Here is a 13817-nt window from a genome sequence, read left to right on the forward strand (position 1 = left end):
GGGAAGAAGGGATTACGGGGTGCCACCGTATGGCGGTAATGCACCTTATAGCAGCGTGGCCGGGTCGAGTTTGGCGAGGTCGGCGGCGGGCAGCACTTCGGCAGCATGCTCGTAAAGGCGCGGGATGCGGTTGCGCAGGCAGGTGAAGATCTCGTAGCTGATGGTGTCGGCGGCGCGGGCCCAATCGTCGGCGGTAGGCTCAACGTAATCCTCGCCGCGGCCCGGGCCGAACAGTTCGACCGTGTCGCCCTCGTGAACGCCGAGTTCGGCGGCGGACCCATGCAGATCCACGATGAACTGGTCCATGCACACGCGACCGCACACACGGTACAGTCTCGGGCCTTCGGCGGTCATGATGCGCACCGGGCCTCCCGGCTTCTCCACGTGCTTGGCACCTTCCATATCGAAACCGGAGGCGGAGCGGTGGATGCCGTCGGCGTACCCCAGCGGCACTATGGCGGTGGACGTGTTGTCCGGGGTCAGATAGGTACGGCCATAGGAGATGCCGTGACCCGCCTCCACGTCCTTGACCGTGCCGAGCTGCGCCTGCAGGCGCATGGCCGGGGTCAGATGCCAGTCGCGTGGGGTGCCCATCGCGGGGTCGGGTTCGTAGCCGTACAGGCCGATGCCGGGGCGGGTGAGTTCGAAATGGATCTCGGGTCGGTCCAGTGTCGCCGCCGTATTGGCCAGATGTCGGATCTCGGGCGGGATGCCGGCCAGCTCCATGCGCCTGGTGAAGTCCTTGAACGTTGCGATCTGCTGGTCAGTGGAGGCGACGAATTCGGGCACATCGGGCGAATCGGCCACGGCGAGATGGCTCCACTGGCCCACGATGCGCAGCACACCCTCCTTGGCGAGGGGCACGAGCGCGGCGAGCGCGGCGTCGAATCCGGCCGGAGTGAACCCGTTGCGACCGAAGCCGGAATCGACCTTGACGTGTACGCGGGCGGGCTTGCCGAGCCTGCGCACGGCGGCGGCCAGCGCCTCGATGCCGGACAGGGAGCCGACCGACACGTCGATGTCGGCGGCGATCAAATCATCGAACGGCGCCGCGGCGCCGTTGTATACCCAGGTCAGGATATGGCACCGGTCGGGACCGATGCCAAGCCTGCGCAACAGGAGCGCCTCATGCGATTGCGCGGTGCCGAGCCATGTGGCCCCGCCGGCGAGCGCGGCCAGGGCGGTGGGCAGCAGGCCATGGCCGTATGCGTCGGCCTTGACCACGCCCATCACCGCCGTGCCCGATGCGGGGCCGCCCACCACGGAGACCAGATGGGCCATGTTGTCGCGCATGGTTTTAAGGTTCACGATGGCCTGCGCGGGGTATTGCCGGCGGGCGGCCTCGTAATTGGCTTTGCCCCGCTCGGAGGAGAATGCGATTTCCGGTGCTGCGTTCATGCTCATGGATATCTATTGTTGCGCGGGAATATGACGTGCGGTCGTTTCGACCGCATGACGTCGTCCCGGCGTGCGGAACGGCGGGCACCGTTTTCGCCGGGCAGTCGTACACTGATGTCCAATGTGCGGTTTTCAACACAGGACCGCCTATGATTCCCGGCGTTGAGGCGTGCCGGGATCCCGGAAATCCGTCCGGTTCAGCCCCATAATCCTAGATTTCATGAGAGAAGAACATGGATCTGTTTCGTAAGAAAAGCGTGGATCAGCTTGTCGCCGAATCCACTCCCCTGAAGCGCACGATGCGCACCTTCGATCTGACGATGCTCGGCATCGGCGCGATCATCGGCACCGGCATCTTCGTACTCACCGGCAAGGGCGCGCTGACCGCGGGACCGGCCCTGTCCGTATCGTTCCTGCTGGCCGCCATCTGCTGCGGTTTCGCCGGCCTGTGCTATGCCGAGTTCGCCGCCATGGCTCCGGTCTCCGGCTCGGCCTACTCCTACGCCTATCTGGCGTTCGGCGAACTCGTCGCCTTCGTGATCGGCTGGGATCTGATCCTGGAATACGCCCTGCAGGCGGCCACCGTGTCCGCCGGCTGGTCCGGATACTTCAACAAGCTGCTGGAAGGCTTCGGCCTGCATCTGCCGGTCGAACTGACCGCCGCCTACGGCACCAACCCGGACGTCACCACCTACTTCAACCTGCCCGGCTTCGTCATCGTGCTGATCATCACGTGGGTGCTGTCCATCGGCATCAACCAGACCAAGCGCACCAACGACGTGATGGTGCTCATCAAGCTCGCCATCATCGTGCTGTTCATCGCATGCGCCGTGTGGTATGTGAAGCCGTCCAACTGGCAGCCGTTCTCCCCGTATGGCGTCTACACCTTCCAGCCCGGCTCCACCCAGCCGTACGGCATCGTGCCGGCCGCATCCATCGTGTTCTTCAGCTTCATCGGATTCGACGCCGTGTCCTCCTCCGCCGAGGAGACCATCAACCCGAACAAGACACTGCCGCGCGGCATCCTGCTGTCCCTGGCCGTTTCCACCGTCCTATACATCATCATGACCCTGATCATGACCGGCGTGGTGCCCTACAAGGATTTCGCCAAGTACATCGACGCCCCAGTGGCCGGCGTGATCCTGGAGACCGGCATGAACTGGCTCGCGGTGATCGTGAACCTGGGCGCCCTCATCGGCATGACCACGGTGATGCTCGTACAGCTGTACGGCCAGTCCCGTATCTGCTACGCCATGAGCCGTGACGGCCTGTTCCCGAAGTTCTTCGGCCACGTGCACGAGAAGTACCGCACCCCGTTCAAGGGCACCTGGTTCTTCGGTCTGCTGACCGCGTTCGCCGGCGGCTTCATCAACATCAACGTGCTGTTCGAGCTGGTGAACATCGGCACGCTGTCCGCGTTCATCATCGTGTCGGCCGGTATTCTATGGATGCGCAAGACCCAGCCGAATGCGCCCCGCGGCTTCCGCGCGCCGGGCGTGCCGGTCACCCCGATCCTGTCCATCGTATTCTGCTTCGTGCTCATCGCCGGTCTGAACTGGGAGACCTGGGTGCGTTTCGCCATCTGGTTCGGTCTGGGCCTGATCGTGTACTTCGGCTACAGCCGCAAGCGCTCCAAGCTCGGCCTTGAGCAGAAGGCCGGGGCTGACGCCAAGGTCGCTGCGACTGAGGACTGAGGTCTATCGGCTGACCGATAGGCGATGGCTGCTTTCGTGAAAACCGTACGCTGAGTTACTTTCAGCGTACGGTTTTTGCGATATGCACGAGTTTGAACGGGCGGCCGACGGACCGTACGTGCGCGACGACGTGGACCTTACCTGACCAGCTCCACCGCGGAACCGAACACGCTGGCGACAGCCACACTCACCACTCGTGGCGCTGATAGGCGATTCTGGTGGTGTCGACCGGCCGGTCGAGCAGCTGGATCAGGCCGCAACGGGCGAAGCCGGAGCTTTCGAGCACGTGCTGCATGGCCTTGTTATTGGGGTGGGTGTCGGCGCGCACGTTGCCGTAGTGCTTCAGGGCCCACCTGATGCAGTCGCGGGCCGCGTGGCGCACCAGACCGGATGCGGCGATGCGGTGGATGGTCACATAGGTGTCGTTGTCCAGCCAGGCGCCTTCGATTTTGGCGTAGGTCGGATCCTTGCCCGGGCACAGGGCGAACTGGGCCAGAATGCGTTCGTGGCCATTGCAGGTGTCGACCAGCAGCATCGTACGCTGGTTGGCGATGTCGTCCTCAATCACCGATTCACGCGGAAATTCGTTGCCCCACTGGGTGGGGTTGCCGTTGGCGGCCATCAACGCGCGTGCGCGTGCGTAGATTTTTTGCATCTGCGGCAGATCGCGCATGGTGGCGTGGCGGAAACGGCGGCCTGTCGCCTTGTTTGCAGCGTTCGACTGAGTCACTTCTCACCTCTCCGACATGCCGGGTTGCCGGCACGGTGACCGGCGACTAACTGACGGCCAACCTACCATGCCGTAGGCACAAGAAATCCCCTCCGCGTTGCATGACGGACACTAATAAACAATGGCTTCCGTCCGCAGGAGCCGGACAGTCCAGCCGAGTTGAGGACAGCCACCCTCAGTCGGCTTTGCCCCCAGCTCCCGCCAGCGGGAGCCGAATCAGAATTGGATCGAATCAGACGAATCAGACGACCTTGCGTTCGAACGGGTCGGAACTGATGCCTTCCTCAAGGATCTGCTTGGCCCATTCCTTGGCGGCGAACAGGCTGTGGTCGCGATAGTTGCCGCAGCTCTTCTCAGTGGTGGCGGGCACGTCATCCCACGTGGCCTTGTATGCGATGAACTCCAACGATTCCTTCAACGCCTTGGCCACATCCTCGGTGGAGTGGGTGCCCCAGGTCAGCAGGTGGAAACCGGTGCGGCAGCCGAACGGCGAGCAGTCGATGTAGCCCGGGATACGTTCGCGCAGCAGCACGGCGATGGTGTGTTCGATGGTGTGCAGGCCGCCGGTGGGGATGGCCTGCTTGTTCGGCTGGGTCAGGCGCAGATCGTAATTGGAGATCACGTCGCCGTGAGGGCCCGTTTCGGTGTCGATGTAACGCACGTACGGTGCCTTGACCTTGGTGTGATCAAGCTGGAATGATTCGACGACGGGCTTTTCGGCCTTGTCCTCTGCCATGCTGTTGCCTTTCTACTTGCTGACTGTTCGGTCATGAAGTATCGAACAGTCATCGTAGTCGCGCCAGCCCAAGAACGCCCGCAAATACTCCGCGGTTCGCTATAGGAGATTGTTATGACGCACTCCCGGCATTGAACGAGGCGATGGTTTGCATGAAGCGCTGGCCGTAGAGGTCGAGCTTGTGTTGACCGACGCCGTTGACCGCCAGAAATTGCGCGTTGGTAACCGGCTTGATGCGGGTCATGTCGCGCAAGGTCTTGTCGGAGAACACGATGTACGGCGGCTTGCCGATTTCCTGGGCGATGGTGCGTCGCAGTTCGCGTAGCTTCTGGAACAGCGATTCCTCATCATCGTCCGGGATATACGAGCCCAGCGCATCGCCGGGAACATTGGCGGAATCGGCAGTATCAGCCACTCCCCCGCTCCGACCGGAACCGGCCGCCGCCGACTTGCGTTCCACCCGTTTGATCTCATAGTGGAAGTCGGGAGCGGCGGTTTCGGCCGCCCGCGCACCGAACATGACGATTGGCATACGCCCTTCGGCGATTGACAGGTACCCGTCCGTGGCCATCTGGCTCAACACGTCGCGAACGCGAGCCTCGTTCACGTCCTTGAGCATGCCGAAGGTGGGCATCCGCTCCGGGTTCAGCCATGCCAGATCCTGTGCCCGCGAACCGCGCAGGATCTTGACGATCTTGCCGGAACCGACGCGCTGCCCCACGTCATGCACGCAACGGCTGATCGCCTGCGCCACGCGGGTCACGTCGATGGTCTCGAACGTGCTTTCGCAGTTCGAGCAGGCACCGCATCTGCCGGACTGCGAAGAGTCCGCCGCAATGTCTTCACCCGCCGTGGAACCAGCATTCGACGACAATTCCTGACCGAAATACCGGGTCATATACCGGTGCAGGCAGTCGGTGGTGCGGCAGTAGCCGACCATACCGTCCAGCAGCCGGCGCTTGGACTGGCGAACGATTTCCTGCTCTTCGGGAGTCAATCGCTCGTTCTCATAATCGTTATCCAGCAACCGACGCCGGGTGACGATGTCTGACTCATTCCACAGCAGCGTGCATCGGCTGGGCTCGCCGTCACGGCCCGCGCGGCCGGCCTCCTGATAGTAGGCCTCAATGGATTCGGGCAGATTGTGGTGGATGACGTAACGCACGTTGGACTTATCGATGCCCATGCCGAAAGCGTTGGTGGCCACGACCACCGGCACCTTGTCGGTGATGAAGTCGCGCTGGGCCGCCTCACGCGCGTCCGGCGACATGCCGCCATGGTAGGCGACAGCCGGATGCCCCATCTGGTTCAGCGTGTCGGCGAGTGCTTCGGTGGTCTTGCGGGTGGCGCAGTAGACGATGCCGGATTCGTCCGGATGGTCGGCCACATACCGCGCCACCCATGCGGCCTTGTATTTGGTCTCCAGTTTGACCACATCAAAATACAGGTTCGGCCGGTCGAATCCGGTAACGGTGACGGCCGGATTCCGCAATCCCAGCAGTCCCACGATGTCCCGGCGCACCCGTTCGGTGGCGGTGGCGGTGAACGCACCCACCGGTGGACGCTGCGGCAGCCCGGCGATGAAATCGCCGATACCTAAGTACGACGAGCGGAAGTCCTGACCCCACTGGGAGACGCAGTGGGCTTCGTCCACGGCGATCAGCGAGATCGGCGTACGGGCGGCAAAGTCGCGGAATCGCCCGGTTTCCAAGCGTTCCGGGGCCACGTACAGCAGTTTGATCTGTCCGGCGGCGGCTTGGGCGAACACCATCGCCTGCTCGTCGGGAGTTTGAGTGGTGTTGATGAACGCGGCCGGCAGACCGAGGTCGTTCAGCGCATCGACCTGGTCGCGCATCAGGGAAATCAAGGGAGATATGACCAAAGTCGCACCCGGGCTGAGCGCGGCGGGAATCTGGTAGCACACGGACTTGCCTGCACCGGTGGGCATCACGCCCAAGACATCGCGTCCGGCAAGCAAAGCCTCGACAATTCCTTGCTGTCCGGGCCTAAACGAGTCATAGCCGAAGTATCGTGTGAGCGCCTCCAGCGCCGCCTGATGTGCTGTCATAAACGACCAGTGTAGGCCGACCGCGGATGGATTTCATCGTATAACGGAATACCTCGTAACGATGTACGTAGCCCTTCCGTATTATTATGCGTCGAGGAACGTTATTCCCGGCATATCGCACGATATGCCGCTTTGAGAGAACTAAGACGGGGCATTTTATGGCCAACGATACATTTTCCTTCTCCTCTCCTGACGATCAGGAGACGGCGGTGCTGCAGCCTGTGGCCGCCGATGGGCTGTTCGCAGCCGCGGCCACAGGTACCGCCACACCACAGCAAAGTGACAATGGCACCAATAACCATGCCGACAATACAGCCTATGTGGGTGAACATGTCATGGCATCTACCACCGCTAAATCACATGGCAAGGCCGCACGGATCGCCATCATAACCATATTTGCAGTGTTGCTTGCCGCATTAATAGCCTATTTCTTCGTCGGACGTTGGTACTTCCAAGACAAGGCTGCGCCCGGTGTTCATTTGGGCAATGTCTCTGTCATGGGCCAGACCCGCGAAGAACTTGCGAATACTGTGAAGCAGCAGCAGAATAACACCACGGTGACGTTCACCGCCGAAGGCAACAGCGTCAAAGCCTCGCTGAAGGACCTTGGTGTCACCGTCGACACGGATAAAACCGTAGATGCGCTGTTGAACGCGAAGACCGGCGACGTGGCCAAGCTCAATATTTTCGATCAGCCGCATATCGCTCTGACCGCCACCACGGACAAAGAGACTGCCGAACAATTCGTCACCGCCGGCCTGGTCGACGAGACCGACCGAGCGCAGATTGCCACCGTTGTCTACAACAAGAGCACCAAGCAGTTCGATTACACCGCGGGTCAGGATGGCAAGGGCCCGGATATCAATGTTGTCAATGCTGCAGTCAAGGAGGCCGTCGCGACCCCGGGCGAAAATGCGACGGTGCCGGTCAAGATACAGACTGTAAAGAATCCGATTGATGAGGCGAGCGCACAGCAAACACAGTTTGACGCCAATGCCAAGCTTGGCCTCAAACTGACCGTGGACAACGGCGTGAACAAGAGCGTCACCATCCCGGCCGATACCATTGCCTCATTCCTCAAGCCCACGGTGAATAAGGCGGATGACACCATGAGTCTGGTAGTCGACCGCGATGCCATCACCAAGTACGTCACCAGTGACAGCGTAACCAAGGAACTGACTGTTCCCAAGGTGACACGCGAGGTCTACATCACGCCGAAAGACGAAGGCGGCGTGGAAATTGGTGCCGATAAGACACTCGGCGTGGATGGTATTGAAGTGACTGGTGCCGGGGACGCCCCCGAACGTCTGGCTACCGCCATCGAGCAGAACCAGTCCACTGATTCCACTGTGGCTGTGAAAGACAGCCCATATGATGTCAAGCAGGTCGAGGTGCCTCATAACTTCGATACGGCAAATGGCGATAAGTGGGTTCATGTTGATCTGACGAACCAGACTGCCACTGCATATCAGGGCACCACGGTGGTCAGGAAGTTCAACATCGCTTCTGGCAAGCCCACCGCCGATGGTTCCATGCTGTCCGATACCGGCACGTTCTACGTGTATCTCAAGTACGAATCGCAGACCATGGTTGGCGAAGGCTACAACCAGCCAGGCACGCCGTGGATTTCCTACTATAACGGCGGCGAGGCCCTGCACGGTGTTCCTGCATACATGTGGGGCGAGCACCCCATCTATGTGCAGCAGGGTATCCCAGGCTCGCACGGCTGCATCAACATGCAAGTGGCCGACGCCAAGTGGATGTACGACTTTGCCACCATCGGCACTCGTGTGGTCGTTGATGGCACCACACCGACTTCCGGTCAGGCGTTGCGCCCAGCTGGTGCGGATGCCACTGGATGGCAGGGCGGCGACGCCAGCTGATTCAATCCATGTTTAATCGATAACGAAAAAATCCCCGACCCTTGTGGGCCGGGGTTTTTTGTAGGTACCAATCGATAGCGAGTCCGCCGATAAGCGTGGTGGCACCGTCAATACGGTGCCACCAGTACCGTCAGTACGGTCAGATACGATCCAACGCCTGCTTGAGATCGGCGATAAGGTCGTCGGCGTTCTCGATACCGACCGAGATACGCACCAGGTTGGCGGGCACCTGCAGGGTAGTGCCGGCCACGGAGGCGTGGGTCATGGCGGCGGGCACCTCGATGAGGCTTTCCACACCGCCGAGCGATTCGGCCAGTGTGAAGATCTGCGTGTGGTCCACGAAGTGCTTGGCTGCCTCGGCGCCGCCCGCGAGCTGCACGGAGACGATGCCGCCGAAGCCGCCGTGCATCTGGCGGGCGGCGATTTCATGAGCAGGGTGGGACTCGAGGCCCGGGTACCAGACGCGCTCAATCACATCAGAGGGCTGGGATTCGAGCCATTCGGCCACCTTCAGGGCGTTGGCACTGTGGCGCTTGACGCGCAGATCCAGGGTCTTCAGGCCGCGGATGTCCAGCCAGGAGTCGAACGGGGAGGGCACTGCGCCGGCGGCGTTCTGCAGGAAGGCGACCTTCTCGCGGGTCTCCTCGTCGTTGACCACCACGGCACCGCCGACCACGTCGGAGTGGCCGCCGATGTACTTGGTGGTGGAGTAGACCACCACATCGGCGCCATCGGCCAGCGGGTGCTGAAGGGCGGGCGAGGCGAAGGTGTTGTCGACCGCGACCTTGGTGCCGTACTTGTGGGCAACTTCGGCGGTGGCCGCGATGTCGGTGATGTTAAGCAGCGGGTTGGACGGGGTCTCGACCCACACATACTGGTAGTGCTTGGAGGCCAATGCGGTTTCCACGGCTTTCAGATCGGTGATGTCCACCACGTCGAGGCCCACATCCCACGGCACGAACACCTTGGAGAGCAGGCGGTAGGTGCCGCCGTACACATCGTTGCCGAGCAGGATGTTGTCGCCGGGCTTGATGGTGGAGCGCAGCAGCACGTCGATGGCGGCCAAGCCCGAGGAGAAGCTCAGCGCGTACTTGCCGCCTTCCACGGCGGCGAGCTGCTCGTCGAAGCTGGTGCGAGTGGGGTTGATGGAGCGGGAGTAGTCGTGGCCTCCCCTGAGGCCCAACACGCCATCCTGCTTGAAAGTGGAGGTGGCGAAGATCGGCGTGACGACCGCACCGGTGGTCGGGTCGGGCTCCTGGCCGGCGTGGATGGCGCGGGTGGCGATGTCGGTGTTGGCGAACTTGGCGTTGTATTCAGCGGACATGATATCGGGTTCCTTTCGGGATTGTTCCGTATTCGAAGGTAAAACAGGTGCGGTTGGCCAGTGCGGATATTGGTATTGATTCTTTTGATAGCTAGTTATGGAGTCCGTCCCCAGCTCCCTCATCAGAGGGAGCTCCGTCAAGGTACTGCTCGGCGAGGGAGGGTTTGCTGGTGCGCTCCACAATATCGCCGTAGCCGTTGGCGCGCATCCAGTCGTCATTGAAGATCTTCTCCAGATAGCTGCGGCCGGAATCAGGGGCGAGCACCACCACGATCTGGTTCTCGTCCAAATCATTGGCGAGCGCGTACTTGATGGCGCTGGCCACGGCCATGCCGGACGAGCCGCCGACCAGCAGCGCCTCCTCGCCGGCCAGACGGCGGGTCATTTCAAAGGCTTCGGCGTCGGATACGCGCACGATGTCGTCGGTGATGTTCCGGTTGAAGGCCTTGGGGTAGAAGTCCTCCCCCACGCCCTCGATGTCGTACTGGTGGACTTCATCGCGTGAGGAAGCGGAGTAGATGGAGCCTTCCGGGTCGGAGCCGATGACTTTGACCGCGCCGTTGGAGGCTTCCTTGAGGTACTTGCCGGTGCCGGAGATGGTGCCGCCGGTGCCGATGCCGGCCACCTGCGGGATGTGGTTGAGTTTGACGAGTGGGGCGTTGCCGATGAGTTCTGCGAGGCTGTTGTGGATGGTCATGTGAAGTCCTTCGTTGCTGGGGTTGTGGCGTTTTGCTGCGTTGCGTTCGTGAACCGACGTTCCCAGACGAATGGACTGTGGCTTTGGTTTGAAATCGAGTATTCCCACTCACTGTACGGTGAAGCCGAAAAGTGAACCGGTTTTTCATGTTAACCACGGCTCGCGCGTTACACGGTTACGCTCGTGCCATCAATTCCATGAAAATTCATGCGACAGATTTGCCGCGATTCGAATGCTCTATCTCAAGTTATGCGTCACTGACCGCTCGCCCAGGGGCGTCGGTTAGCGACAACAACATGAGATAATCTGCATGTCCCACACCATAGCACAACCCGCGACAAGCGCGTGTCGCCGGCGTTCATATGGTGGCCAAGATTCTTTGACAACGATTCCGCCACGCCTTCAAGCAGAACGCTTCCATACCGCCAATCATGCTCTTGTAATGGCAGAATCGTCAATCCGAAGTGATGGCAAAATACAACAGTTCGGGGCATAGACAACGATGAGGGCCGGCACAAGCCGGCCCTCATTTCACTTCGCCACGACCTGACGGCCCTGCACCCACACTGCGCGGATGTTCTCGGGTACGGCAAGATTGAGGATCTTCTGGAAGATGTCGGCGGGTGGCTCCTGCTCACCGTCCGGGATGCGGCGGTATACGCCATGCCGCCGAGCTTCGTCCCGCTCGACGGCATACCGTTCGGCATCCGGCTGGAGCACGGACGTGATGATGCCCCGGCCATCAATCAGGAACAGGGCGTTGTGGAAATACGCGACCTCGTCGCACGTGCGCGCGGTGAAGCCGGATCCTTCAATGGCCAGGGGCAGCGTCATGGCATCAGTCCTGCGCGTAGATCTTCTTGCGGAACACGAGGAACACGATCAGGCCGAGCGTCATGACGCCGGCGCCGATGAGCAGCAGGTTCGCGTATCCGGCCGCGGCACCGGTGGTGCCGGTGATGCTGGAACCGGCGAGCGCCTGCGATCCCATGAGTCCGCCGATGATGGAGATGCCGATGGAGGCGGTCACGTTCATCAGCAGATCGTTCATGCCCACGCCACGGCCGGACTCCTCCTGCGGAATCGTGCTCAGCACGGTGGAGACCACGGGCGAATACATCAGACCCACGCCGCAGTAGAACACGCATGCGGCGATCGTCAACGCCAGGAAGCCGGCGTTGACGGCCAGGGCGGCGGACACGAAGCCGGCGATCATGAGGCATGCGGCGATGATCAGCGCGGCCTGCTTGCCGATCCTGCCGATGATCAGGCCGGAGCAGGTGCCCACGATGGCCGCGCACACGAACGCCCACACGACGTACGTGGACACCTGGGCGGTGGTCATGCCGTACACGGTGGTGCCGATGCCGTTGAACAGCGGGGAGATGCAGTAGTTGGTGAAGTAGAACACGAGGATCAGCGACATGGCCGCCAGCCAGCGCGTGTTCTTGAAGAAGGCGGGGGTCACGAACGGATCGGAGGCCTTGGCGATGTACACGGCGAAGACCGCGAACAGCGCGACGGCCACGATGAGCATCCACCATGCCATGTAGGAGAAGAACAGGGTGAGGAACGCGCTGGCCAGGCCGAAGATGGTGAAGCCGATCCAATCGACCTTGTCGCCGCTGCCCTGACGTCCGGGCAGGCTCTTGAGCAGGGTGGGCAGGAAGAGGATGGTGACGGCGGGGATGAGGAACAGGTACTGCCAGGCGATGGAGCTGAGCGCGCCGGCGGCGAACACGCCGATGGAGGCGGACAGCTGGTAGCCGGCGGTGTACAGGCCGAAGAACACGACCTTGAGCTCGTTCTTCAGATATTTGGTGGTGATGACCAGATACACGGAGCCGGCCACCTGTTCGCCTGCGGTCTGCAGCACGCGGGCGACGATGACGGTCCACAGGTTCGCGGGGAAGAAGAAGTTGGCCACGAACCCGAAAACGGAGCCGACGAACAGCATGATCAGGCCGACGATGACCAGTCGCTTCAGGGAGACGAAGTCGCCGAGCGAACCGTAGATGAAGCACACGATGCCGAGCACGATGCTCGGGAAGGCGGTGATCAGCGAGGCCTGGGCCGGGGCGCCGACGTCTTCGCCCACCTGGGTGAACACGAGGTTGAAGCCCTGCAGGCACAGGGTGCCGAGGATGAAGGTGATGAGCAGCAGCACCAGGGCCTTGACGGCCGTTTGGGTGGTGACCTGCTCGTCGGCGGACTTGACGTCCGCGGTGTTGGTCGATGATGTCATGGGATTCCTCTCTGTTCTCTGTTTGCTATGCTCTGTTTGCGGTGTTCGGCATGTTCCGTGCGCCGACGCCGTTACCCGGCGTGCTTGGCGAGCGCGGTGATGCGGGTCATGAACTCGTGCAGGAAGCGCGGCACGTCGACGCCGACCGCGGCCTTCATGGTCTTGACCGGATCGTTGAGGCGCGTGTTGTCGCCGATGGTGCGGCCGCGCGTGGGGCCGTCCACATCCACCTTGAGGTTCATGGACAGGGTGTCGACCAGCGTGGGATCCACGGCCACGCCGACCGCCAGGGGATCGTGCAGGCCGCAGCCGCCCAGATGCGGGGAGGTCGTCTCGTATGCCTTGATGTAGAAGTCGGTCATGTCCGCCAGGAACGCACCGGCCTTGGTGCCCAGATCACGCCACTGCCGGGTCTCCCGGTAGGTGAGCAGGGTCTGGAGCGTCACGTCGAGGCCGATCATCGTGGCCGGGGCGCCCGAACGGAACAGGTAATCGGCGGCGTCGGGATCCTGGGAGATATTCGCCTCCTCCCAGGCGTTCACGTTGCCGCAGACGGTCAGCGCACCGCCCATAAGCACGATGCGGCCGATCTCGTCCTTGATCTCCGGCGCCTTGCGCAATGCGGCGGCGATGTTGGTCATCGGGCCGGTGGGCACGTAGACGAGCTCCTTGCCGTACGTCTTGGCCGCGTCGATGATGAAGTCGACCGCCGGCTCGGATTGCGGTTCGCGGTTCGAATCGGGGATCGAGACGTCGCCTATGCCGTTGGCGCCGTGGATGAACTTGGAAATCTCCAGCACCTCGAACGAGTCGGTGGTGCTGGAGTGCGGCAGACCCTTGTACACCCCGACTTCCGGGTGGCCGAGCAGATCGGTGATGGCCAGCGCGTTGCGCACGCCCTGGTCGAGCAGCACATTGCCGTATGTGCCGGTGATGCCGATCAATTCCACTTCCGGACTGCCCAATGCGTATGCGATGGCGAGCGCGTCATCCACACCGGTGTCAAGGTCGAGAATGAGCTTTGTCATGAAACACCCTTCCC

10 protein-coding genes and 1 pseudogene are annotated in these 13817 nt (G+C 61.8%); 2 read left to right on the forward strand and 9 right to left on the reverse strand.

Features of this window, described 5'->3' with window-relative positions:
* Positions 1-45: 45 nt before the first annotated feature.
* A complete protein-coding gene (gene alr / locus MMB48_RS08690) occupies positions 46-1404 on the reverse strand; it encodes an alanine racemase (protein ID WP_032744479.1) in 1359 nt (452 codons plus the stop codon).
* A gap of 227 nt (positions 1405-1631) precedes the next feature.
* Between alr and MMB48_RS08695 the strand changes: the two genes are divergently transcribed.
* Complete coding sequence (locus tag MMB48_RS08695) at positions 1632-3092, forward strand: APC family permease (protein WP_032744480.1); 1461 nt, start codon at positions 1632-1634, stop codon at positions 3090-3092.
* 187 nt (positions 3093-3279) lie between these two features.
* Here MMB48_RS08695 and MMB48_RS08700 read toward each other — a convergent pair whose 3' ends face one another.
* The 3 genes from MMB48_RS08700 to recQ all read right to left on the reverse strand — a co-directional run bounded on the left by MMB48_RS08700 (position 3280) and on the right by recQ (position 6626).
* Positions 3280-3822 (reverse strand): histone acetyltransferase, encoded by a 543-nt coding sequence (locus MMB48_RS08700; protein ID WP_012578272.1) that lies wholly within the window; start codon positions 3820-3822, stop codon positions 3280-3282.
* A 241-nt stretch (positions 3823-4063) separates the two neighbouring features.
* Positions 4064-4558, reverse strand: coding sequence for an S-ribosylhomocysteine lyase (locus MMB48_RS08705; RefSeq protein ID WP_032683462.1), 495 nt, complete (start codon positions 4556-4558; stop codon positions 4064-4066).
* Positions 4559-4670: 112 nt separating this feature from the next.
* On the reverse strand, positions 4671-6626 hold the full coding sequence (gene recQ, locus MMB48_RS08710) for a DNA helicase RecQ (RefSeq protein ID WP_032744481.1): 1956 nt from the start codon (positions 6624-6626) through the stop codon (positions 4671-4673).
* Positions 6627-6784: 158 nt separating this feature from the next.
* Between recQ and MMB48_RS08715 the strand changes: the two genes are divergently transcribed.
* Entirely contained in the window at positions 6785-8509 is a 1725-nt protein-coding gene (locus MMB48_RS08715) for a L,D-transpeptidase (RefSeq protein WP_032744482.1), read from the forward strand.
* A gap of 139 nt (positions 8510-8648) precedes the next feature.
* Here the strand turns inward: MMB48_RS08715 and MMB48_RS08720 are convergent, their stop codons facing one another.
* The 5 genes and pseudogenes from MMB48_RS08720 to MMB48_RS08740 form a co-directional block, all read right to left on the reverse strand.
* Positions 8649-9833, reverse strand: coding sequence for a cystathionine gamma-synthase (locus tag MMB48_RS08720; protein WP_032744483.1), 1185 nt, complete (start codon positions 9831-9833; stop codon positions 8649-8651).
* Between the two features lie 91 nt (positions 9834-9924).
* Positions 9925-10458, reverse strand: a pseudogene (locus MMB48_RS08725) (pyridoxal-phosphate dependent enzyme); the annotation flags it as partial.
* A gap of 603 nt (positions 10459-11061) precedes the next feature.
* Positions 11062-11364, reverse strand: a complete 303-nt coding sequence (locus tag MMB48_RS08730) for a hypothetical protein (protein ID WP_032744485.1) — start codon at positions 11362-11364, stop codon at positions 11062-11064.
* Positions 11365-11368: 4 nt separating this feature from the next.
* Positions 11369-12775 carry an MFS transporter gene (locus MMB48_RS08735; protein WP_032744486.1) on the reverse strand — a complete coding sequence of 469 codons (1407 nt, stop codon included), beginning with the start codon at positions 12773-12775 and terminating at the stop codon, positions 11369-11371.
* Positions 12776-12846: 71 nt separating this feature from the next.
* Positions 12847-13803 (reverse strand): nucleoside hydrolase, encoded by a 957-nt coding sequence (locus MMB48_RS08740; RefSeq protein ID WP_032744487.1) that lies wholly within the window; start codon positions 13801-13803, stop codon positions 12847-12849.
* Positions 13804-13817 lie beyond the last annotated feature (14 nt).

This window comes from Bifidobacterium sp. FKU, assembly GCF_026016385.1.
GTDB classification, from domain to species: Bacteria; Actinomycetota; Actinomycetes; order Actinomycetales; family Bifidobacteriaceae; genus Bifidobacterium; species Bifidobacterium infantis.